Origin of the sequence: Serratia sp. 22278, assembly GCF_052045405.1 — a bacterium.
Lineage (GTDB): Bacteria > Pseudomonadota > Gammaproteobacteria > Enterobacterales > Enterobacteriaceae > Serratia > Serratia marcescens.
On sequence record NZ_JBQEOW010000001.1, the window covers coordinates 772,696 to 794,701 of the forward strand.

Consider the following 22,006-nt stretch of genomic DNA (forward strand, 5'->3'; position numbering starts at 1 on the left):
ACGGTTTTCCCCCGAACAACGCGCCCAATTCAGTGATATTTCAGCAGCTTATCTGTTGACGTTTCGTTGACAATCAATGACGGCGATTACGTTATAACGTGTTGATTTTTAGAGGACTTATTGCCTTTGATACCAGCGTTGCTAGTATTAATCAGGTATTGTCTGATTTACCCACCACCAGGTGCTCGTTAGCCTTGTGGGCGAACCGTCATAAAAAATATAGGGATGATAATGAAACGTGCGTTGAGTTTAATGGGCATGGTCTTCGCCACCGTATTGGCCGGCACGCAGGCCGCCAGTGCGACCGAGTACCCGCTGCCGCCGCCGGACAGCCGTCTGATCGGCGAAAACACCACTTATACCGTGCCAAACGACGGCCGCCCGCTGGAAGCCATCGCCGCTGACTACAAGATCGGTCTGCTGGGCATGCTGGAAGCCAACCCTGGCACTGACCCGTTCCTGCCCAAGCCGGGTACGGTGCTGACCATTCCGACCCAAATGCTGCTGCCTGACACCAAGCGTGAAGGGATCATCGTCAACCTGGCCGAGCTGCGCCTTTATTACTACCCGAAAGGCGAGAACAAAGTGATCGTCTATCCGATCGGCATCGGCCAGACCGGGATGCACACGCCGCTGGAGGTGACCTCCATCAGCCAGAAGATCCCTAATCCGACCTGGACGCCCACCGCCAACATCCGCAAGCGCTATCAATCCCAGGGCGTGACGCTGCCTGCGGTGGTGCCGGCCGGCCCTGAAAACCCGATGGGGCTGTTCGCCCTGCGTCTGGCGATGGGGCGCGGTGAATACCTGATCCACGGCACCAACGCCAACTTCGGTATCGGCATGCGCGTCAGCTCCGGCTGCATTCGTCTGCGTCCGACGGACATCGAGGCGCTGTTCAACATGGTGCCGCGCGGCACGCGGGTGCAAGTGATCAACGATCCGGTGAAGATTTCCGTCGAGCCGGACGGCAAACGCTATGTGGAAGTGCACCAGCCGCTGTCGCGGGTAGAAAGTGATGATCCGCAGACCATGCCGATCGCGTTGTCTAAAGCGGAGAAAGCCTTTGCGGCCGATGGGCAAACCGATCGCGCCGTATTCGATAGCGCGGTTGTACGCCGTTCTGGCATGCCGGTGCTGGTCAACGTAGGGGAGAGCCCGTCGGCGGTGAGTTTGACGCCTGCAGCGGCTCCTGCGGCGAATAAGAGCCCATTCAAGGCAGCGCCAATCAGTTCGGTGAACTAAGTTTGCAGGATTGAGCGGTCGAAGAGGGGTTCAGCGTGCTGAACCTCTTTTTTTTGCCTGCCGTGCAGGCAACATCCAGTGCTGACGGACAGACAAAAAAAAACGGCGCACAATGTGCGCCGTTTTCAATAACCAAAGCTATCTTACTTTTTGTAAGCGTGAGCTTGGTTGTCCAGACGCTGGTTAGCGCGTGCTGCGTCGTCTTTAGCAGCTTGAACGTCAGAACGCATTGCGTTCACGTCGTTGCTCAGCTGATCAACTTTAGCGTTCAGAGTCTGAACGTCAGAAGACAGTTGATCGATTTTAGCGTTGCTAGAGCAGCCAGCCAGCAGAGTGGAACCCAGGATTACCGCGCCCAGTACCAGTTTAGTACGATTCATTATAACACCCTCTAGATTGAGTTAATCTCCATGTAGCGTTACAAGTATTACACAAACTTTTTTCGAAAGAGAATAATTTTTTAGTGTTGAGGTGCTTTATTTTGATCGTTCGCTCAAACTTGCATCTGGTTTTACAAATTAGTTAAAAAAACGAGGGAAAACAGCCGGCTTCCATGGGACTACTCCGATTCTTTATTAGCTAAATAATGAGCGGATCGCGGTTGCGTTTTGAGAAAAATAGTTTACTGCTGATAAAAAAAACGCCGCAAAGCGGCGTTTTGATCAAGACAATTATGTCACGTTTTATATTACAGCACGTGTACCGAGGCCGTGTTGGTGGTGCCGCTTGGCACCAGCGCGCCGGAAACCATCACCACGACGTCGCCTTTCTGCGCCAGGCCGCTGGCTAGGGCGGCTTCTTTACCGATGCGGTAGAAGTCGTCGGTAGAGGCGATTTCCTTGACCATCTGCGGAATGACGCCTTTGCTCAGCACCAGCTGATGCGCGGTAGTTTCATTGGTGGTCAGCGCCAGGATCACCGCGTTCGGGAAGTATTTACGCACGGATTTCGCCGATTTGCCGCCGCTGGTGGCGACCACGATCAGCGGCGCGTCCAGTTTCTCGGCGGTTTCAACCGCGCCGCGGCACACCGCTTCGGTGATGCGCAGCTTGCGGCGATCGTTCAGGGAGTCGATGCGGCTAGGCATCACGCGATCGGTGCGCTCGCAGATGGTCGCCATGATGTTGACCGCTTCCAGCGGGTATTTGCCCTTGGCGCTCTCGCCGGACAGCATGACGGCATCGGTGCCGTCCAGGATGGCGTTGGCGACGTCGCCGGCTTCCGCGCGGGTAGGGCGCGGGTTTTTGATCATGGAATCGAGCATCTGGGTGGCGGTGATGACCACTTTACGCGCGCGGTTGCATTTCTCGATCATCATCTTCTGGGCGAAGATCACTTCTTCTACCGGGATCTCGACGCCCAGATCGCCACGGGCAACCATGATGCCATCGGACGCTTCGAGGATTTCGTCGAAGTTGTTCAGGCCTTCCTGGTTTTCGATCTTGGAGATGATCTGGATCTGCTCGCCGCCGTGGGCTTTCAGGTGCTCGCGGATCTCCAGCACATCGGAGCGTTTGCGGATGAAGGATGCCGCCACGAAGTCGACGCTTTGCTCGCAGCCGAAGATCAGGTCGCGTTTGTCTTTTTCGGCCAGCGCAGGCAGCTGGATGGACACGCCCGGCAGGTTGACGCCCTTGTTCTCGCCCAGGTCGCCGTTGTTCAGCACCTTGCAAATGACTTCGTTCTCGGTCACGTTGGTGACTTCCATGCCGATCAGGCCGTCGTCAACCAGCACGGTGTTGCCGATCTTCAGGTCGGCGGCGAAGCCGGCGTAGGTGACCGCTACGCGATCGCTGTTGCCGATCACGCTCTGGTCGGTGGTGAAGGTGAAGGTTTGGCCGGCGACCAGCGAGGCGTCTTTACCGCCTTCCAGTTTCATGGTGCGAATTTCCGGGCCTTTGGTATCCAGCAGGATGCCGGCGTTGATACCGGTTTTCGCCATCACGGCGCGCATGTTCTTGATGCGGTTGCCGTGCTCTTCATAGTCGCCGTGAGAGAAGTTGAGACGCATCACGTTCATGCCCGCATTAAGCAGGTTGGTCAGCATTTCTTCCGATTCGGTTTTTGGACCGATGGTACAAACAATTTTGGTCTTTTTCATGGCGGAGTTTTCTACAAGTTGTGATGGATAAAAAAACGAATTTGACCGGCGTTGTTTACGCCGATAGGGAATTTGAGCCGTGCCTGGTGGTGAAAAACATAGTTAAGGATAGGTGACGACAGTTGAAGTGGGGCGGAAAAATTCAGCCCGCGCGGGGGCGCGGAGATGCTGCGCAACGGGGTGAGATCACATCGTGTTGTTATTGCGTTTTCGCAGATCAAGGGCTGAAACCATTCAACTGATAGACGTTGCGCATTATAAAGGCTAAGCGGCGGGAAACAAAATAAAAAACCGCGGCGGTGTGGCGGATATGTCAAAACGGGGGCAAATGTGGCGCAAATGCAACGCGTTGCGCACCGCTTGTTGCGCAAATAACCTTGCTGTAAATATGGCTTAGCGCGTTTGCGGGATTTCCAGCAGCACGCCAGCGCTCAGGCAGAAGCAGCCGCTGGCGACGTTGGCCGGCAGGGTTAGGCTCTCGCCGGCACGTACTATCCGGGTGTCGCCGCCGAGGGTGAACTCGAATTCGCCGGATATCACCCGGGTTTGCCGCGCGTGCGCGGGCTTTTGCAGTTGGCCGAAGGCGCCGGCCTCGAAACGCACTTCCGCCGCCGGCGAACCGTCGCTCATCACGCCTTCACGGCGGGCAAGGCCATTGTCGAGCGGTAAAAAGGCGGTTTTGGCGGTGAAGGTGGTCATGTGGCGTTCCTGATGGCTGATGGCGGTAGTTCGGCGCAATCGACATGAAAAATCGAACGGTCGGGCAGAGACGAAACAACGGGAAGTATAACGCGATAGGGGAAGAGATGAATCAGCAATATGGTGCGTCCGAGTGGACTCGAACCACCGACCCCCACCATGTCAAGGTGGTGCTCTAACCAACTGAGCTACGGACGCATCTTTTCCTGTCTGTCATGGCTGACAGCGGGGACGAATATTAACGAGCTACCTGCGTGCTGGCAAGGGGAAAAGCGCAATTTTATTCGGTATTTCACGCGATTGCTGAGGTTGTGCGCAGTCCGGCGTTTTTTTCCGCAAACCGCGACCCGGCCGGGGAGGAAACCGGCCGGGCGCGGGTTCAGCGCGTGGATCGCTGCAGAATGACGGCGGTCGGCTGTTTCTGCAGCCAGCGCATGCGCAGCGCCATCATGATGGCGGCGAAGGTCAGGCCGATGATAAAGCCGATCCAGAAACCGCTTGGCCCCATCGCCGGCACCACCGCATCGGTTAACGCCAGCAGATAGCCGCTCGGCAGGCCCAACACCCAATAAGCGATAAAGGTGATGAAGAAGATCGCGCGGGTATCTTTATAACCGCGCAGCACGCCGCTGCCGATCACCTGGACCGAATCCGAGATCTGGTACAGCGCCGCCAGCAGCATCAACTGCGAGGCCATCGCCACCACCGCCGGGCTGTCGTTGTACAGCAGGGCGATCGGTTCGCGGAAAGTGGCGGTAAACAGCGCGGTGCAAACGGCCATGGTGATACCGACGCCGATGGCGGAGTAAGCGGCGACGCGCGCGCCTTCGACCGAACCTTCCCCCAGACGATAACCGACGCGGATGGTGGCGCCGACGCCCAGCGACAGCGGCAACACGAACATCAGCGCGCTGAAGTTAAGCGCGATCTGGTGGCCGGCGACCGCGACGATCCCGAGCGGCGACACCAGCAGCGCCACCACGGCGAACAGGGTGACTTCGAAGAACAGCGCCAGCGCCACCGGCATGCCGATGCCGATCAGGCGCTTCAGCGCCGCCCAGTCCGGGCCGCCGAGATCGCCTGCCTGGCGCTTGATGTCGCGCTGCGACGGCGCGCGCTTCACGTACCAGCGCATCATCAGGAACATGATCCAGTAGACGCTGCCGGTGGCGACGCCGCAGCCCACGCCGCCCAGCTCCGGCATGCCGAACTTGCCGTAGATGAAGATGTAGTTGATCGGGATATTCACCAGCAGGCCGAGGAAGCCGATCACCATGCCGGGCTTGGTTTTGGACAGCCCTTCACACTGGTTGCGCATCACCTGGAAGAACAGGTAACCCGGTGCCCCCCACATGATGGCGTGCAGATAACCGACGGCTTTATCCGCCAACTGCGGATCGATGTTGTGCATCATGTCGATGACGAACTTGCAGTTATACAGCACGACGATCAACAGCACGGACACGCCGGAGGCCAGCCAGAAGCCCTGACGCACCTGATGGGCGATGCGATCGCGACGGCCGGCGCCGTTGAGCTGGGCGATCACCGGGGTCAGCGCCAGCAGCAGGCCGTGGCCGAACAAAATGGCCGGCAGCCAGATCGAGGTGCCGACCGCCACCGCCGCCATGTCGGTGGCGCTGTAAGCGCCGGCCATGATGGTATCCACCACGCCCATGGCGGTTTGCGATATTTGCGCGATGATGACTGGGATAGCGAGAGCCAATAAACTACGCGCTTCAATTAAGTACTTCTGCACGCATACACCTTTTCTATTTATATATGTGGGAGGGAGGGCTGCCGCGAGAGGACAACAATTAAAATAGCGGAATTTTGTCAAAAAGATTGTACCTGCTCGGCGCCGTTAAGCAAACGCCGCAGATAAAGAGTTATTAAATGCGCAGCCATTCGTTTTTTGCCGTCGCGGATTTGGTTTTCAGCGCCAACTGGGGCAAACTGCCGGTAGCGTTTTAACCTATTTAGCAAGAAGAGGCACATATGTTCACCGGTATCGTACAAGGCACCGCGCCGTTGGTCGCCATTGATGAGAAACCCAATTTCCGCACCCACGTGATCGAAATGCCTGCCGAGCTGCTGCCGGGGCTGGAGCTGGGCGCGTCGGTGGCGCATAACGGCTGCTGCCTGACCGTCACCGCGGTGGAAGGCAACCGCGTCAGCTTTGATTTGATCAAGGAAACGCTGCGCCTGACCAACCTCGGCGATCTGGCGCTGGGCGACATCGTCAATATCGAGCGCGCGGCGAAATTCAATGATGAAATTGGCGGTCATTTGATGTCCGGCCATATTATCTGCACGGCGGAAGTGGCCAAAATTTATACCTCGGAAAATAACCGCCAGGTATGGCTGCGCATGCCGAATGCGGAATTGATGAAATATGTGCTGCACAAAGGTTTCATCGGCATCGACGGCATTAGCCTGACCATCGGTGAAGTGGTGAATAACCGTTTCTGCGTGCACCTGATCCCGGAAACGCTGGATCGCACCACGCTGGGTAAGAAACGCCTCGGCGACAAGGTGAACATCGAGATCGATCCGCAAACGCAGGCGGTGGTGGACACCGTCGAGCGCGTGCTGGCCAATCGGGAAGCGACGTTGGCCGCGGCGATGGCGCCGGCGCACAAAGACTGACAGCGATTCTGGCGTGACCGCCGGCATCGAATCATAAGCAGAGAGGAGAAACGCGTGAAGTTTTATGGGAAAACGTTGTTGTTAACCGCGTTGCTGGCGCTGAGCGCCTGCAGCAGTTCGCCTGAGCAGGGCGCTGGCGCTCAAATGGCCGATGCGGACGATACCTGTGGCGCATCGCAGTATCAAAACTTCGTCGGCAAACCGATGACCTCGTTGGAAGGCGTGCGGATCGACGCCAAGGTGCGAGCGATTCCGTACAACTCTGCCGTCACCATGGATTTCAACCTGCGCCGCCTGAACTTCCTTGGCGACAGCGACGATAAAATCATCCGCGTTTACTGCGGCTAAGCCGCCTGGTTAGAAAGAACAAAAAAGCCCCGGCGATGAGGTTGCCGGGGCTTTTTTTATTAGGGGGAGCGTTCAGCGTGCGACGCGGATGCCGCCTTCCACGCCTTTCGGGCTGAACACCACCTGCCATAGCTGCAGATCGCGCGCCCGGAACGCGCCGGCGCAGGCGTTCAGATAATAGCTGAACATCCGTTCGAAGCGCTCGGAATAGCGCTCGGCGAGCTGCGGCCACGCCTGTTTGAAGCGCTCGAACCAGGCCATCAGCGTGCGATCGTAGTCGGCGCCGATGTTGTGCCAGTCTTCCATCACGAAATGGCCTTCGCTGGCCTCGGCGATATGTCTCACGGAGGGCAGGCAGCCGTTCGGGAAGATATATTTGTTGATCCAGGGATCGACGTTCATGTCGGTCTTGTTGGAGCCGATGGTGTGCAGCAGGAACAGGCCGTGCGGCGCCAGATTGCGCTCCACCACGTCGAAATAGGTGCGGTAGTTTTTCGGCCCGACATGCTCGAACATGCCAACGGACACGATGCGATCGAACTGCTGATGCAGATCGCGATAATCCTGCAACAGGATCTGCACATCCAGCCCGGCGCAGCGCGCCTGAGCCAGCTTCTGCTGTTCGGCGGAAATGGTCACGCCGACCACCGACACGCCGTAATTTTTCGCCGCATAGGCGGAAAGGCCGCCCCAGCCGCAGCCGATGTCCAGCAAACGCATGCCCGGCTGCAGCTGCAGTTTCTCGCAGATCATCCGCAGCTTGGCTTCCTGCGCTTCCTCCAGCGTGGTGGCGTCTTTCCAGTAGCCGCAGGAATATTGCATGTAAGGATCGAGCATCAGGGTAAACAGATCGTTGCCAAGATCGTAATGCTCTTTGCCGACGATCCAGGCGCGCTTTTTCGATTGCAGATTGGTCAAGCGCGCGGCGGCGATACGCAGGGTATCTTTCAGGTGGTGGGGGAGTTTCTTCTCCAGCCCGGCGCTGACCACGCGCTGAAAGAACATATCCAGCCGCTCGCACTCCCACCAACCGTCCATATAGCTTTCGCCCAGGCCCAGTGACCCTTGCTGCAAAACGCGTTTAAAGAATTCGGGATTTTTAACCTGAATATCGAAAGGGCGCGATCCGTTGATTTCGATACCGGCCAGACCGAGCATTTCGTGCGCGATACGGTACCACTGGTTATCCTGGATGCTCAGATCTTCTATACACGATGAACTCATAGCTTCTCCATCACCTTCTTCTGACTGATGACCCGTTAGGAAACAGCTTAGACAATTTCTGCGGGTGCATACGTATACCAACGGGAAATAAGCCCGCGGCGTCTGATATCCGACTATGAACAGAGGAAATTTAAAGAAACGGCCCGACGCAAACGGCGCAGGATAAACGCCTCTTTAAAAAAAGAGTGTGACGCAAGGCGCGTACACAATAGCTGATTGAGATATAGAGATTATAAGGTGTTACTTTACAAGGTTGTTTTTGAGTATAGGCGTGCCGAGGCGTTGACTCAACTGTAAATCGCACTCGGCACGCATATTCTTTAAGTGATTATTAATCTTGGTAATTATGACGCTGAGTTAGCATGTTCCCGCTGTGCCTTTTGCTGCGCATCGGCCGCTTTTCCCCGCTGCAGGAAATAACCCAGCGCGGCCAGGACTACCGTAGATACCATCACCGTCACCGTTGCCAACAGCGGCTGGGCAATAAACGCCGACACCAGCATGCTTGCCACAAAACACAGCCCCAATTGCAGCGTATTTTGCAGCGCGGCGGCTTTACCGCTGCTTTCCGGGAATGGCATCAGCGCATTCGCCACCATGATCGGGTAGCCGGCGCCGTTGACCAGCGCCATGACGCAGAACGGGATCAGCAGCGTGGTGAGCGTCGGATTGGTCAGGGTCGCCACCAGATACAGGGCCACCATGCTGACAGCGTAAGCTACCAGCAGCCACGGCAGCAGGGTTTTGCCATTGATGCGCTTGAGCGCGGCGCGGCAGCCATAGCCCCCCAACAGGAAAGCCAGCGTCTGCGGCACATAGCTCAGACCGATGTCGCTCGGGCCGTAGCCCATATCACCGAGGATGAACGGCGAGCCGGTCAGCCAGGCAAAGAAGCCGGCCGAGCAGGCGGCGTACATAGCGACGTTGCCGCTGAACACCGGGGATTTCAATAATTGCCAAAAACTGACGCCGCTTTTTGGCGCATCGGCGGCGGGTTGCGTTTTGGCGCGATCTTTGAGCAGCAACGTCGGCAGCAGCAGCAGGGCGGTGATGGCCAACAGCACGGCGAAGATCGCGCGCCAGCTGGCGTGGTTCAGCAGCCAGGCGCCAAGCAGTGGCGCCAACGCCGGCGACAGCGCCACCAGCGGCATGATGGTGGCGAATACGCGGTTGGCCTGGCCTTCGCGATAGCGGTCGACCACCAGCGCTTGCCAGATGGCGGCGGCGGAACAGACGCCGACGGCCTGAATAAAGCGCAGTATCCAGAGCTGCACGGCATTTTCCACCCACAGCATGCCCAGGCAGCCGAGCGCGAACAGCGACAGGCCAATCAATAATACCGGTTTGCGGCCCAGTCGGTCGGAGAGCGGCCCCCACAGCAACTGCGCGAAGGCGAAGCCGGCCAGAAAGATGCTCAGGCTGGCGCTGACCGCGCCGGCGGAAATTTGCAGTTCCTCCCGCATGGCGCCGAAGGCGGGCAGGTACATATCGGTCGCCAGATAACCCAGCATGCTCAGGCCGGCGAGGTAGAACATAAAACCAAAGGAATTTCGCATGGTATTTCTCGTTAATATTTTAGTGTCGCAGGTTTTTAGCGCCGGCCAGTGTATCCGGCTGGATCTCTGCTTGTGAAACGGTAATATTTGCAAAGTGCTGTTAAAAAAATTGAAGGCAAAGCGATGTGGTCTGAATATTCTCTTGAAGTTGTTGACGCGGTGGCGCGCACCGGCAGTTTCAGCGCGGCGGCGCAGGAGCTGCACCGGGTGCCGTCGGCGGTGAGCTATACCGTGCGGCAACTGGAACAATGGCTGGCGGTGCCGCTGTTTGAGCGGCGTCACCGTGATGTGGAGTTGACGCCGGCCGGCGCGCTGTTTATCAAGGATGCGCGAGTTGTTATCAAAAAAATGCTCGACACCCGCCGCCACTGTCAACAGGTGGCCAACGGCTGGCGCGGCCAGCTGAATATCGCAGTTGACATCATCGTCAAACCGCAGCGCAGCCGCCAGCTGGTGCTGGATTTCTACCGCCATTTCCCCGACGTTGAACTGATGCTGCAACCCGAGGTGTTCAACGGCGTGTGGGATGCGTTGGTGGACGGCAGGGTGGACATGGCGATCGGCGCCACGCGCGCGGTGCCGGTCGGCGGCGGCTTCGCTTTCCGCGACATGGGGGATATGAACTGGCTGTGCGTAGTCAGCCCACAGCATCCGTTGGCGCAGCTGGCAGGGCCATTGAATGACGATCGGTTGAGGCCATACCCTGCGCTTTGTCTGGAAGACACCTCGCGCAATCTGCCCAAGCGCGTCACCTGGACGCTGGATAACCAGCGGCGGCTGGTGGTGCCGGACTGGACCTCGGCGCTCGACTGTTTGTGCGCCGGATTGTGCGTCGGCATGATGCCGGCGCATCTGGCGCTGCCGCTGGTGCAGCGCGGTGAGCTGAAGGCGTTGCAGTTGCAGCAGCCGTTTCCCGCCAGCCCCTGCTGCCTGACCTGGCAACAGGATAAACCGTCACCGGCGATGAGCTGGCTGCTGGCGTATTTGGGCGATGGCGAGACGCTGAATCAGGAGTGGCTGAGTGAGGCCGCACCGGAAGCCGCGCAGGCCTCCGGCAGGGAAGATGATCAGCGGCGGTAGTCGATGAACGGACCATCGGCGACCGAACGGCGTTCGACCAGCTTCGGATGCACTTCGATCACCTGCGATTCTTCGCGCTTGCTGATGATGCGATCCAGCAGCATGGTGAAGGCCATTTCTCCCAGGCGTTCTTTCGGCTGATGAATGGTGGTCAGCGCCGGGGTGAAGTAGCGGGCGTTGCGCACGTTGTCATAGCCGATCACGGAAATATCCTGCGGCACTCGCAGCCCCAGCTCGTCAGCGGCGCAGATGGCGCCCATCGCCATGATGTCGCCGCCGCAAAATACCGCGGTCGGCCGCTGTTTTTGCGACAGGATTTGGTGCATCGCCTTGTAGCCGGACTCCGGCTCGAAGTCACCCTGGACGATCCACTCTTCGCGAATGTCGATATGCGCTTCCTGCAGCGCCTTCATAAAGCCCTGATGACGGCCGCCACCGGTGTTGCGCGACAGCTGGCCCGGGATGGCGCCGATATCGCGGTGGCCGCGCTCGATCAGGTAACGGCCGGCCAGATAGCCGCCTTCGAACGCGTTATCGATGATGGTGTCGGTGAAGTCGCCGCGCGCGGCGCCCCAGTCCATCACCACCATCGGGATATTACGGTAGTCCTCCAGCATGCCCAGCAGTTGATCCGGGTATTCGGAACACATGACCAGCAGGCCGTCGACGCGCTTTTGCGCCAGCATCGCCAGGTAGGCGCGCTGCTTGTCCAGATTGTTGTGCGAGTTGCACAGGATCAGGGTGTAACCTTTGCTGTAGCAGCTGTTTTCCACCGCCTCGATCACTTCGGCAAAATAGGGCGCTTCGCTCGAGGTGGCCAGCAGGCCGATCGACTTGGTGTGATTGACTTTCAGGCTGCGCGCCACGGCGCTCGGCGAGTAGTGCAGCTCTTTGATGGCGGCCCACACGGCCGCTTTGGTCTCTTCGGCGACGAAACGAGTCTTATTGATGACGTGCGAAACGGTGGTGGTGGAAACGCCCGCGCGTTTGGCCACATCTTTAATCGTTGCCATGTAAGGAATGACTCCTGAACTCACATGTTTACAGCATGTAAGTGTGATGTTAATCGTTTGCCTACGTAGATCCTTCTCCAGAGAAGCGAAAACTGAGTTTTTAGTGTGTTGAAGTCTTCAGCGCTTAATCAGGAGGGGCATGGATGCCGGTACGCAGTTGTGAACTGCGAATTTTGTCGCATATTGAACAAAAGTGGAAGAGGTAATCGAGATTATAAACCGGGAAATGATAACAAGATTTTATCGGCGAACTGTGGGAAAATGATTTGACGTACTAATTGTGCGCCTTTTATCCTTAGGAAAGCCCATTTTAAAGGAGTTGTCATGGATACCGATCTGAAGATGTCTCTGTTCACTACCGTCGGCGCGTTGGCGATGATCATCGCTTTCAGCTTTGTCGCCGCGTTGAACTGATTTCCCGCCAGTTTTAAAAAAGGCGCAGCCAAGCTGCGCCTCATCACTTAGGCAAGGCCTGCGCTTACGCCAGGTTTTCCGCCGCAAATGTCCAGTTGACCAACGCCCAGAAGTTTTCCAGGTATTTTGGACGCGCATTGCGGTAATCGATGTAATACGCGTGTTCCCACACGTCAACGGTCAGCAGCGGTTTATCTTCACCGGTCAGCGGAGTTGCCGCGTTGGAGGTGTTGACGATCGCCAGCGCGCCGTCCGGTTTTTTCACCAGCCAGGTCCAGCCGGCGCCGAAGTTTTTCACGGCGGCATCGGTGAACTGTTCTTTGAACGCAGCGAAAGAGCCGAAGGATTTGACGATCGCGGCCGCCAGTTCGCCCTGCGGTTCACCGCCGCCCTGTGGCGACAGGCAGTGCCAGTAGAAGGTGTGGTTCCACACCTGCGCGGCGTTGTTGAACACGCCGCCGTTGGAGGTCTTGATGATCTCCTCGAGCGATTTGCCCTCGAACTCGCTGCCTTTCACCAGGTTGTTCAGGTTAACTACGTAGGTATTGTGGTGTTTGCCGTAGTGGTATTCCAGGGTCTCGGCGGAGATGTGCGGCTCGAGCGCGTTTTTCTCATACGGTAATGCAGGTAATTCAAACGACATTGCTTCCTCCTTTACAGCGCCACTTTTTTCCCGCCGAGGCGGGAGCCAGATGGGCCGTTTTTTATTGTGGTCATTCAATCTTAACAATTTTCATCATAAAAAACAGGAGGAAAAGCGAGAAATGCGCGTGGGAGAGTGCGATGGGCGATAGCTTGAGCAGGCGGTTGCGACCGGGGCCGCAACCGCGCAGAACAGGGAATTAACGGATGGTTTTCGGCGTCACTACGCGGCGTGCGCCGATGTAGTGGTTCTGCCAATAGTCGTTGTCGAGCTGGCTGATGCGGATCTCTTCGCCGGTGCGCGGCGACTGGATGAATTTGCCGTTGCCGAGATAAACGCCGACATGATCCGCCACGCCGCGGTTGTTGATGCGGAAGAACACCAAATCGCCGCTTTCCAGTTCGCTTTTCTTGATCGGCGCCGCGTCTCGCAGGTGATACATTTCGTTGGCGGTGCGCGGCATCTTGATTTTCACCACGTCCTTATAGGCGTAATAGATAAGGCCGCTGCAGTCGAAGCCGGTGCGCGGCGAGCTGCCGCCCCAGCGGTAAGGTTTGCCCATCTGATCCATCAGCTTGGCCATCGCGGTCTGCTTGGCGTGCTGGTAACGCTTTTTGTGCGCCGGGCTGAGTTTCAACGGTTTTTCATCACGCGCCAGCTTGGCGGTAGCCATACCGGCGTCGCGGTGGCGGCCATAGCCTTTTTTATAGCCCTTTTTCGGCGGGGTGACTTTAATTTTGGCGATTTTCTGCGCTTTGGCCTTGGGTTTGGCGCTGACGATCTTTTTCGCGCTTTTCTCGCTTTTGACCTTGGCGGTCCTGGTTTTTTTCTCGGGGGCCGTCACTTTGGCTTTTTTGGCGGCTTTATCCGCTTTCTTTTTTCTGCGGTCATCGGGCCGCGCTTCATTAGCATGGCTTTTACGCTGCTCGGCGGCAACGCGCGCCTGTGGCGCAGCGTGCGCCAAATTGAAGAAGAGCTGCGTAAACAGCAGCGCAAAGAGCGTAAGAATTAAACGCATGTCGACGTCACCAACCTTGGCCCCGAAACGGATATCGAAAGAGTTACAGTATTCCCGAACTTCGCCATATAAAACAGCGAAGAACTCATAAATAATAATCCATATTGTGAGAAAACGTTAATGACATTTTTTTTGGTTTAAAATCAGCCTGTTGATGTATAAAAAAGCGCCAGGCGACGGTGGCGGATATAATTAAGCCGCGCCGTCATCGCGGCGCAATATATTAGTGAAATGGTCGGATTAAAAATGTTATTCTCAACGTATGTTTTGACCGGAATGACGTGGCCGGTGAAACGCGATCGGCGGCGGGCGAATATCCTTGCAAAAGATGGCGTTTTCTTGCGACTGTTCCAGCCGCTACAATAGCCCGCGTGATGCATGTTGTAGCCATGAAATGTGGCTTGAGGAAGCAATAAATGACGACGACACTTGAAAAAATTCAGCACCAGATCGCTGAAAACCCGATTCTGCTGTACATGAAAGGTTCGCCAAAGCTGCCGAGCTGCGGCTTTTCCGCGCAGGCTGTGCAAGCGCTGTCCGCCTGCGGCGAGCGTTTCGCCTACGTGGACATTTTGCAGAACCCGGACATTCGCGCCGAGCTGCCAAAATACGCCAACTGGCCGACGTTCCCGCAGCTGTGGGTAGATGGTGAGCTGGTTGGCGGTTGCGATATCATCATCGAGATGTATCAGCGCGGCGAACTGCAGCAGCTGATCAAAGAAACGGCAGAAAAGTATAAAGCGCAAGAAGACCAGCAGTCTTAATCGACGGGCTTGCGATTATCGCGTAACGGGCGGCGCCAGTGCAAACTGGGCCGCCTTTTTTGTTGATTTTATTCGGCGAGATCGCCGGCGGGCAGCGGCCAGCCGCCGAGACGTTTCCAGCGGTTAACCAGCTCGCAAAACAGCAGGGCGGTTTGCTCGGTGTCGTACAGCGCAGAGTGCGCCTGGCTGCTGTCGAACGGCATACCGGCCGCGATACAGGCTTTCGCCAACACCGTTTGGCCCAGCACCAGGCCGCTCAGCGCGGCGGTGTCGAAGGTGGCGAACGGATGGAACGGGTTGCGCTTCAGGCCGGCACGTTCGGCCGCGGCCATCAGGAAGCTGTGATCGAAGTTGGCGTTGTGCGCCACGATAATGGCCCGGTTGCACCCGCGATCCTTGAGCCCTTTGCGCACCGCTTTGAAAATGGCGTGCAGCGCGTCGTATTCGCTGACCGCGCCGCGCAACGGGTTGTGCGGATCGATGCCGTTAAACGCCAGCGCTTCCGGCTGCAGGTTGGCGCCCTCGAAAGGCTCCACGTGGAAGTGCAGGGTCTCGTCCCGCTGCAGCCAGCCATCTTCATCCATTTTCAGCGTGACGGCGGCGATCTCCAGCAACGCATCGGTATTGGCGTTGAAGCCGGCGGTTTCAACATCTATTACTACGGGATAAAACCCACGAAAACGACCACTCAGGGCGTTAAGATCACTTTTTTCGGCCATCAGTTTCTTATCTTCATCGAATGCAGCGCGCATTATGGCAAATTTTGCGCCTGGTTGCAGGCGCTATCGCGCGGAGAATCAGCAGGGCGCCAGCGCGCCCTGAAGGGGAGGCTTAGTGGCCGAGGCCCTGACCGGCGTGTTTGTTTTCGATCAGCTCAATTTTGTAGCCGTCCGGATCTTCGACGAAGGCGATGACCGTGGTGCCGCCTTTCACCGGGCCGGCTTCGCGGGTGACTTTGCCGCCTGCGCGACGGATGCTGTCGCAGGTGGCGGCAACGTCGTCCACGCCCAGCGCCAGGTGGCCGAAGGCGGTGCCCATGTCGTAGCTGTCGGTGCCCCAGTTATAGGTCAGTTCGATAACCGCGCCTTCGCTCTCTTCCGTATAGCCGACGAAAGCCAGGGAGTATTTGTACTCCGGGTTTTCGCTGGTGCGCAGCAGGCGCATGCCTAATACCTTGGTGTAGAAGTCGATGGCGCGTTGCAGGTCACCGACGCGGATCATGGTATGGAGTAAGCGCATAATTCCTCTGAATTGACTGTGCCGTGGCAGACGGCGGGTGGATTGAAGCACAAGCGAGTATAGCCTTGTCCCGCAAGGGAATTCAACGTAACGAGTTGGTGACAATGTCACTTCATGGTCTCGCGTCGAGGGTGTCTAAATATTGATCGAGCGTACCGATCGATACAGAGTAATTGATCTGCACAATCAATTATCTATTCCAGCGGCGATCGTGTAAAAATCGAACGGCAATAAAGATCAACACCAGGGAACACCGGCCCGCCTCGTGCGGGCCTTTTTGCGTTTGCGCGCGACGCATAAAAAACGGCCATGCGATTGCGTGGCCGTTGGAGTCAGGACGGGTTACTTCGCCAGAAACGGATAGTCGGTATAGCCTTCGGCGCCGCCGCCGTAGAAGGTTTCCGGCTTAGGTTCGTTCAGCGGGGCGTGCTGACGGAAACGCTCTACCAGATCCGGGTTGGCGATGTAGCTGCGGCCGAAGGCCACCGCGTCGATAAAACCTTTTTCGATCAACGCTTCGGCTTTTTCAGCGGTGTAGGCGCCGGCGCCGACGATCACCCCTTTAAAGTGGGCGCGCACCGAGTCGCGGAAGGCGTCGGAATACGGTTTGCCGCCGGCCCAGTCCGGTTCGGAGATGTGCAGGTAAGCGATGTTGCGCTTATTCAGCTCTTCCACCAGATACAGCGCCGCTTCTTCCTGATCTTCGCCGTTGTCCAGCCCGTTGAACGGCCCCAGCGGCGAGATGCGGATACCGATGTGTTCGGAACCCCATTCGGCGATGGTGGCGTCGACCACTTCCAACGTCAGGCGGGTGCGATTCTCGATGCTGCCGCCGTATTGATCGGTGCGTTGGTTGGAAGCCGGTGACATGAACTGGTGCAGCAGATAGCCGTGGGCAGCATGCAGCTCGATGAAGTCGAAGCCGGCTTCGCGCGCGTTAGCGGTTGCCTGGCGGAAATCGTTGATGATGCCCGGGATCTCGCTGGTTTCCAGCGCGCGCGGTGTGGAGGTCGGTACGCGCACCCAGGCGCCGGTTTCATCTCGCACGGTGGTGCGGGTTTCGGCGTTGATTGCCGAAGGCGCGACCGGCGCTTGTCCGCCCGGCTGCAGGCTGGCGTGGGAGATGCGGCCTACATGCCACAGCTGTACGGCGATGTGGCCGTTTTTGTCGTGTACCGCCTGCGTGATGTGTTTCCACGCGGCGATCTGTTCCGGGGTATGCAGGCCCGGCGCGCCGGCGTAGCCTTTCGCCTGGAAGGAGATCTGCGTCGCTTCGGTCACGATCAGGCCGGCGCCGGCGCGCTGCGCATAGTATTCCGCCATCAGTGGCGTAGGAATATCGCCCGGTTCGATGCTGCGCAGACGCGTCAGCGGAGCCATAAACACGCGGTTGGGCAGGGTGACGGCGCCAACCTTCAGCGGAGAGAGCAATTTTTCAGTCTTCATAGTGCATCCTGTATTTAATAGACCGGTCGTCTAGTGATGGGCGATAAAAAAACACGAACTGCATTTTTCACGAAAAAAGACGGTTGTCGTTACCGTTGCGGCGGGCGCAGCAGCAACTCGATGCTTTCCAGCGCACTGGTTAACGGCGCCAGCGAATGACGGATCTTGGCGCGCAGCGAGGCACCGAGCCACAGTGAATACAGCGTTTCTGCAGTCGCCGCCGGGCTCATGGCCACCGACAGCGAGCCCTCGGCGATACCGCGCTCGATGGCCTCCTGCAGATGGCCGATCACGCGAGCGGTGCCCGTTTCCAGCGCATGGCGCATCGGTTCCGACAGATCGCTCACCTCGGCGGAAAGTTTCACCGCCAGGCAGGCGTTGTGGCATTCGCTGCGGCAGTGGTAGCTGATAGCCTGGGCGTAATAGCCGAGCAGCTGGTGGCGGGCATCGCCGCGTCTGTCGGCAAACAGCGCCTGCATTTCTGCATCATAATGCGCGAAATAGCGCTGCAGCATCGCTTCGCCGAAGGCTTCCTTCGAGCGAAAATAGTGGTAGAACGAGCCTTTCGGCACGCCCGCGGTGGCCAGCAGTTCGCTCAGCCCCATGCCGGTAAAGCCCAGGCGCAGGCTGAGGGTTTCGCCGGTGGCGAGCAGATGTTCACGTGTATCCACGTTGCAATGCGTTGATTTGGTCATCATGGCGCCGAGCATAATAGACCGATTGGTCTAGGTCAATGGGAATAAAAAAACCGGCGCACAAAACGCCGGTTTGTCTGCAAGACATTGTGCCCCAGCGGCACGCGGAAGTTAAGCGCTACGCCGCGTTGCGGCAACGCTGCAGGATATCCAACTGGGATTGATATTCGCGGGTCTGTACGTTCAGCATGCCCAACAGGGTGTGGAACAGGTTGTCCTGTGAAACCTCGTCCTTTTCCGCCAACGTATTCAGACACTGGCGATCGATGTCGAAATTGCGCTGATAGTCGGCCGACATCCACATCAGGAAAGGCACGTGCGTTTGTTGGCTCGGCGCGAAGACATAAGGCGTGCCGTGCAGATACATGCCGTTCTCCCCCAGAGATTCGCCGTGATCGGATAAATAGACCAGCGCGGTATTGAACCGATCGTCATACTGCCGCAGCAGCTTGATGGTGGCATCGAGCATCGCGTCGGTATACAGGATTGAGTTGTCGTAGGTATTCACCAACTGTTCATGGCTGCAATCCTGGATCTGATTACTGTTGCAGGTCGGTGAAAACGCCTGGAACTCTGGCGTGCTGCGGCGATAGTAAGCCGGGCCGTGGCTGCCCATCTGGTGCAGCACGATCACACCATCGTCTTTCAGGCTATTGATGTAGTCGTTCAGCTTGTACAGCAGCACGTTGTCCATGCAAACCTCGCCGTCACAGTCCTGCGGCAGTTTCAGCTTGGTCATGTCGATGTGCGGCACCCGGTCGCAGGCGCCTTTGCAACCGCCGTCGTTATCGCGCCACAGCACATTGACGCCGGCATGCGCCAGCACGTCGAGCATGCCTTCCTGGTGCGTCGCCTGAGTCGCGTCATACTCCTTGCGTGGCATGTTGGAGAACATGCAGGGCACGGAGATCGCCGTTTCGGTGCCGCAGGAACTGGCGTTCTTGAAGTAGACCACGTCGTCCTGCTTCAGGCGCGGGTTGGTTTCGCGCCCGTAACCGCCGAGGGAGAAGTTTTCGGCGCGGGCGGTTTCGCCCACGACCAGGATCACCAGCGTTTTCTTGGTCTGCCTGGCGATCAGCGGCCCTTTACGCGCATCTTCGCCGATCTTGACCAGCGGCAGATTGCGGGTGAAGTAACGCTGTTCGGTAAACTTGATGGTGCCGGCCACGAAGTTGGAAGGCGTCAACATCTTCACCACGCTTTTATTGTTGCGGATCAGCGAAGCGTAGTCTTTGTAGAACAGCGCGGCGACGATCAGGATCACCACCAACGACAGCATGACGTTGGCGGCGCGCAGCCCGACCATGTACCACCAGGGGCGAGTCTGGCGAATTTGGGTGAAGCAGACCGCCACCGCCGGCAGAATGCCGAGCAGCGCAAGCCACAATCCCATGCGCGGCGTCAGCAGCGCGGTCGCCTCCTGGGGGTTGGTTTCGAAGGCGTTTTGCATCATGTTGCCATCGATCACCACACCATAGCTGAACATGAAATAGTTGGCTGCGGCGCTGCCGAGCAAGAAAAAGATGATCAACGGCTTACGCAGGTAGGGCACGGTCAACACGCTGAAGATAATATTCAGCGCACAAAAGATCACCACCGGCATACTGGCCGCGAAAATCACGCTGTGGACGCTATCGAAGGTGATATACGACCAGGCGCGATGCAGGAATAACGCGTTTTGAAACAGAGTGAAGAACAGGGCGGCGGCGAGGGTAAAACCGAGGCTGTTGCACTGTAAGCGTTGACGTAACCACATTGCCAATGTCGGGATCCTGAAAGTAGATAATGTCGTGAAATCTACCGGATGAAACTTAAGAAAACCTTAGAAATTCAGAATACTGGCGACGGAGAATACGTGAAAACCGCCAGGCCGAGCGGCCTGGCGGCAGGGCAGTTTAGTAGGCGGCGGTGAATTGCGCGCGAATAAACTGAGGTTTTTCAATCTCATCAACGATAGCGACTGCCAGATCTTCCACCGAAATGCTGGCCGGCGCTTCGCCGTTCATCAGCAGTTGCGTGGTGCCGAGGCGGAACTGGCCAGTGCGTTTGCCCGGCTCCAGCAGGGCGGCCGGCGAAAGATAGGTCCAGTCGAGTGCCGACTCGTTACGCAGTTTGTTGCGCAGATCGCGCACCGCCTGCGCGCCGGGGCGGATATTTTCCGGGAACTGCGGCGTATCCACCAGTTCAACGCCCGGCGCCACTTCCAGGCTGCCGGCTCCGCCGACCACCAACAGGCGTTTGACGCCGGCCTGCTCGACCGCGGTGAGGATCTGCTGGGCGCCGCGGGTGGTTTTCTCATACAGGTTGTCTTCGCCCCAGCCTGGGTTGTAGGCGCTGATCACCGCGTCCTGGCCGCGCAATTGTCCCGCCAGCCAGGCGGTGTCGGCGACGTCGCCCAGTGCGACGGTCAGATTGGCGTGCTCCGGCAAATCTTTTTTCTGGCGCGCGATTGCCGTCACCTGAATACCGCGAGCCAGCGCTTCATCCACCACGCGGCGGCCAACAAAACCGGTTGCTCCAATAATGGCTACTTTCATCTGTATGCTCCTTCGGGGATAGGTTCAGTATCGTGAGGCAGGCCGAGGTGCCTGCCGCGTGGTTTCTACTCTAGTCCTTAACAATAGCCGTGATTAGTGCCATATTCATGCTTTCTTGATTAAGTAAAACTTCATAATCGTGGATAAACTCAATCGAATGGCGGTATTCGCCACCGTGGTGGCGGAAGGCTCGCTGGCCGGTGCGGCGCGGCGTCTGGGCATGACGCCGTCGGCGGTCAGCCAGCACATGCGCTCGCTGGAGAAGGCGCTTGGGGTGCCGTTGCTGCATCGTTCCACCCGCCGTCTGGCGCTGACCGAGGCGGGAGCGGCGTTCTATCCCGGCTGCGAGGCGATGCTGCAACAGGCGCTGCAGGCGGAGCAGCGGTTGGCTGAGCTGCGGGATACGCTGGTGGGTGAGCTGCGCATCGCCACCCCGGTCGGCATCGGCGGCCGTTCGTTGGCGGAGGCGCTGTCGCCGCTGTTGCAGGCGCATCCCAAGCTCACGCTGCGCGTGCTGGCGGACGATCGCATCGTCGATATGATAGAACAACGGGTCGACATTGCGCTGCGGGCCAACCGGCAGCTGGCGGACGCCAATATGATCGCGCATCCGCTGACGGCGTGGCCGATGGTGCTGTGCGCCGCACCGCGCTACCTCAGCCAGCATGGGGTGCCGGAAAAACCGCAGGATTTGGTACAGCACCGTTGGATTTCCAGCGGCTACAGCGGGGCGCATCTGGATTTGCTGCACCAGTCCGGCCAGCAGGTCAAGCTGCGGCTGGCGGAAGGACAGATCGTCAGCGAGAGCATGAACGTGATGCGCGCCTTTACCCGCGCCGGGCTGGGCATTTCCGCTCAGCCGCTGTATGAAATTGGCGACGAACTGCAGCGCGGCGAGCTGTTGCTGCTGTTGCCGGAGTGGCGGCCGGCGGCGCTCCGGCTGCACGCGCTGACGCTCGAACGCAATGTGCCGGAAAAAAGCCGCCAGGCGCTGCGCTATTTGCGCGACTATTTTCGCCGCAATGGCGAAAAGGGACTTGCCAGCGGCGGCGATGGCGTCTTCAATTAGCAAGAGAACGCAGGAGGAGCCTCGTGGCGCAGCAGCTTGAGTTTTTCGACATCCCCAGCCCGTGTCGCGGCATTTGCCAGGCCGACGATCGTGGATTCTGCCGTGGCTGCCTGCGCAGCCGCGAGGAGCGTTTCGGCTGGATGAACATGAGCGATGCGCAAAAGCGCGAGGTGCTGCGCCTGTGCCGTCAACGCTTCCTGCGGCTGCAGCGCGCCAATAAAGCGCCCGACGAGCCGCTGCCGGAGCAACCGTCGCTGTTTTAACCTTTC

The 22,006-nt window shown here is 58.0% G+C and carries 23 protein-coding genes and 1 tRNA gene; 8 read left to right on the forward strand and 16 right to left on the reverse strand.

The window, feature by feature from the left end; all coding sequences use genetic code 11:
- Positions 1-231 precede the first annotated feature (231 nt).
- Positions 232-1,245 (forward strand): L,D-transpeptidase family protein, encoded by a 1,014-nt coding sequence (locus ACTJJ6_RS03885; RefSeq protein WP_004931356.1) that lies wholly within the window; start codon positions 232-234, stop codon positions 1,243-1,245.
- Positions 1,246-1,388: 143 nt separating this feature from the next.
- Here ACTJJ6_RS03885 and ACTJJ6_RS03890 read toward each other — a convergent pair whose 3' ends face one another.
- The 5 genes from ACTJJ6_RS03890 to ACTJJ6_RS03910 form a co-directional block, all read right to left on the reverse strand.
- On the reverse strand, positions 1,389-1,625 hold the full coding sequence (locus ACTJJ6_RS03890; protein ID WP_004931354.1) for a major outer membrane lipoprotein: 237 nt from the start codon (positions 1,623-1,625) through the stop codon (positions 1,389-1,391).
- A 308-nt stretch (positions 1,626-1,933) separates the two neighbouring features.
- Entirely contained in the window at positions 1,934-3,346 is a 1,413-nt protein-coding gene (gene pykF / locus ACTJJ6_RS03895) for a pyruvate kinase PykF (protein WP_049300243.1), read from the reverse strand.
- A gap of 393 nt (positions 3,347-3,739) precedes the next feature.
- Positions 3,740-4,045: a hypothetical protein gene (locus ACTJJ6_RS03900; protein WP_016927932.1), complete on the reverse strand. Its 306-nt coding sequence runs from the start codon at positions 4,043-4,045 to the stop codon at positions 3,740-3,742.
- Between the two features lie 121 nt (positions 4,046-4,166).
- Positions 4,167-4,243: transfer RNA gene (locus ACTJJ6_RS03905), tRNA-Val, on the reverse strand.
- A 181-nt stretch (positions 4,244-4,424) separates the two neighbouring features.
- Entirely contained in the window at positions 4,425-5,801 is a 1,377-nt protein-coding gene (locus tag ACTJJ6_RS03910; protein ID WP_049300311.1) for an MATE family efflux transporter, read from the reverse strand.
- Positions 5,802-6,040: 239 nt separating this feature from the next.
- On the opposite strand from ACTJJ6_RS03910, the gene ACTJJ6_RS03915 reads away from it, so the two are divergent.
- Together ACTJJ6_RS03915 and ACTJJ6_RS03920 are read left to right on the forward strand one after the other, a co-directional pair.
- A complete protein-coding gene (locus ACTJJ6_RS03915) occupies positions 6,041-6,691 on the forward strand; it encodes a riboflavin synthase (protein ID WP_016927930.1) in 651 nt (216 codons plus the stop codon).
- A 54-nt stretch (positions 6,692-6,745) separates the two neighbouring features.
- Positions 6,746-7,039, forward strand: a complete 294-nt coding sequence (locus ACTJJ6_RS03920; RefSeq protein WP_016927929.1) for an I78 family peptidase inhibitor — start codon at positions 6,746-6,748, stop codon at positions 7,037-7,039.
- A gap of 72 nt (positions 7,040-7,111) precedes the next feature.
- Here ACTJJ6_RS03920 and cfa read toward each other — a convergent pair whose 3' ends face one another.
- Both cfa and punC read right to left on the reverse strand, forming a co-directional pair.
- Complete coding sequence (cfa, locus tag ACTJJ6_RS03925) at positions 7,112-8,263, reverse strand: cyclopropane fatty acyl phospholipid synthase (RefSeq protein ID WP_004931341.1); 1,152 nt, start codon at positions 8,261-8,263, stop codon at positions 7,112-7,114.
- A gap of 344 nt (positions 8,264-8,607) precedes the next feature.
- Positions 8,608-9,819 (reverse strand): purine nucleoside transporter PunC, encoded by a 1,212-nt coding sequence (punC, locus tag ACTJJ6_RS03930; RefSeq protein ID WP_028128175.1) that lies wholly within the window; start codon positions 9,817-9,819, stop codon positions 8,608-8,610.
- 123 nt (positions 9,820-9,942) lie between these two features.
- On the opposite strand from punC, the gene punR reads away from it, so the two are divergent.
- Positions 9,943-10,899 (forward strand): DNA-binding transcriptional activator PunR, encoded by a 957-nt coding sequence (gene punR, locus ACTJJ6_RS03935; protein ID WP_089184537.1) that lies wholly within the window; start codon positions 9,943-9,945, stop codon positions 10,897-10,899.
- Here punR and purR read toward each other — a convergent pair.
- Positions 10,887-11,912 carry an HTH-type transcriptional repressor PurR gene (purR, locus tag ACTJJ6_RS03940; RefSeq protein WP_004931336.1) on the reverse strand — a complete coding sequence of 342 codons (1,026 nt, stop codon included), beginning with the start codon at positions 11,910-11,912 and terminating at the stop codon, positions 10,887-10,889. The two genes, punR and purR, sit on opposite strands and share 13 nt — an antisense overlap.
- Positions 11,913-12,236: 324 nt before the next feature.
- Here purR and cydH point away from each other — a divergent pair, with 324 nt between their 5' ends.
- Positions 12,237-12,326, forward strand: coding sequence for a cytochrome bd-I oxidase subunit CydH (gene cydH, locus ACTJJ6_RS03945; RefSeq protein ID WP_004931335.1), 90 nt, complete (start codon positions 12,237-12,239; stop codon positions 12,324-12,326).
- Between the two features lie 64 nt (positions 12,327-12,390).
- On the opposite strand, the gene sodB is transcribed toward cydH, so the two are convergent.
- Together sodB and ACTJJ6_RS03955 are read right to left on the reverse strand one after the other, a co-directional pair.
- Positions 12,391-12,969 carry a superoxide dismutase [Fe] gene (sodB, locus tag ACTJJ6_RS03950; RefSeq protein WP_004931333.1) on the reverse strand — a complete coding sequence of 193 codons (579 nt, stop codon included), beginning with the start codon at positions 12,967-12,969 and terminating at the stop codon, positions 12,391-12,393.
- Positions 12,970-13,168: 199 nt separating this feature from the next.
- Positions 13,169-13,987 (reverse strand): C40 family peptidase, encoded by an 819-nt coding sequence (locus tag ACTJJ6_RS03955; protein WP_049300308.1) that lies wholly within the window; start codon positions 13,985-13,987, stop codon positions 13,169-13,171.
- A gap of 416 nt (positions 13,988-14,403) precedes the next feature.
- Here ACTJJ6_RS03955 and ACTJJ6_RS03960 point away from each other — a divergent pair, with 416 nt between their 5' ends.
- On the forward strand, positions 14,404-14,751 hold the full coding sequence (locus ACTJJ6_RS03960; protein WP_004931329.1) for a Grx4 family monothiol glutaredoxin: 348 nt from the start codon (positions 14,404-14,406) through the stop codon (positions 14,749-14,751).
- A 68-nt stretch (positions 14,752-14,819) separates the two neighbouring features.
- Here the strand turns inward: ACTJJ6_RS03960 and rnt are convergent, their stop codons facing one another.
- From rnt to ACTJJ6_RS03990, 6 genes are all read right to left on the reverse strand, one after another.
- The gene (gene rnt, locus ACTJJ6_RS03965; protein ID WP_016927925.1) at positions 14,820-15,503 is read right to left on the reverse strand and encodes a ribonuclease T; all 684 of its coding nucleotides are present in this window, start codon (positions 15,501-15,503) and stop codon (positions 14,820-14,822) included.
- A 79-nt stretch (positions 15,504-15,582) separates the two neighbouring features.
- Positions 15,583-15,990 carry a lactoylglutathione lyase gene (gene gloA, locus ACTJJ6_RS03970; protein WP_004931325.1) on the reverse strand — a complete coding sequence of 136 codons (408 nt, stop codon included), beginning with the start codon at positions 15,988-15,990 and terminating at the stop codon, positions 15,583-15,585.
- Positions 15,991-16,332: 342 nt separating this feature from the next.
- Complete coding sequence (locus ACTJJ6_RS03975; RefSeq protein WP_016927923.1) at positions 16,333-17,436, reverse strand: alkene reductase; 1,104 nt, start codon at positions 17,434-17,436, stop codon at positions 16,333-16,335.
- Positions 17,437-17,525: 89 nt separating this feature from the next.
- The gene (locus ACTJJ6_RS03980; protein WP_079449299.1) at positions 17,526-18,146 is read right to left on the reverse strand and encodes a TetR/AcrR family transcriptional regulator; all 621 of its coding nucleotides are present in this window, start codon (positions 18,144-18,146) and stop codon (positions 17,526-17,528) included.
- A gap of 103 nt (positions 18,147-18,249) precedes the next feature.
- A complete protein-coding gene (gene eptA, locus ACTJJ6_RS03985) occupies positions 18,250-19,887 on the reverse strand; it encodes a phosphoethanolamine transferase EptA (protein WP_016927921.1) in 1,638 nt (545 codons plus the stop codon).
- A gap of 139 nt (positions 19,888-20,026) precedes the next feature.
- Positions 20,027-20,668 (reverse strand): NAD(P)-dependent oxidoreductase, encoded by a 642-nt coding sequence (locus ACTJJ6_RS03990; protein ID WP_016927920.1) that lies wholly within the window; start codon positions 20,666-20,668, stop codon positions 20,027-20,029.
- A 139-nt stretch (positions 20,669-20,807) separates the two neighbouring features.
- Here ACTJJ6_RS03990 and ACTJJ6_RS03995 point away from each other — a divergent pair, with 139 nt between their 5' ends.
- Together ACTJJ6_RS03995 and ACTJJ6_RS04000 are read left to right on the forward strand one after the other, a co-directional pair.
- Complete coding sequence (locus tag ACTJJ6_RS03995; protein WP_187178368.1) at positions 20,808-21,737, forward strand: LysR substrate-binding domain-containing protein; 930 nt, start codon at positions 20,808-20,810, stop codon at positions 21,735-21,737.
- Between the two features lie 23 nt (positions 21,738-21,760).
- Entirely contained in the window at positions 21,761-22,000 is a 240-nt protein-coding gene (locus ACTJJ6_RS04000; protein WP_015377731.1) for a DUF1289 domain-containing protein, read from the forward strand.
- Positions 22,001-22,006 lie beyond the last annotated feature (6 nt).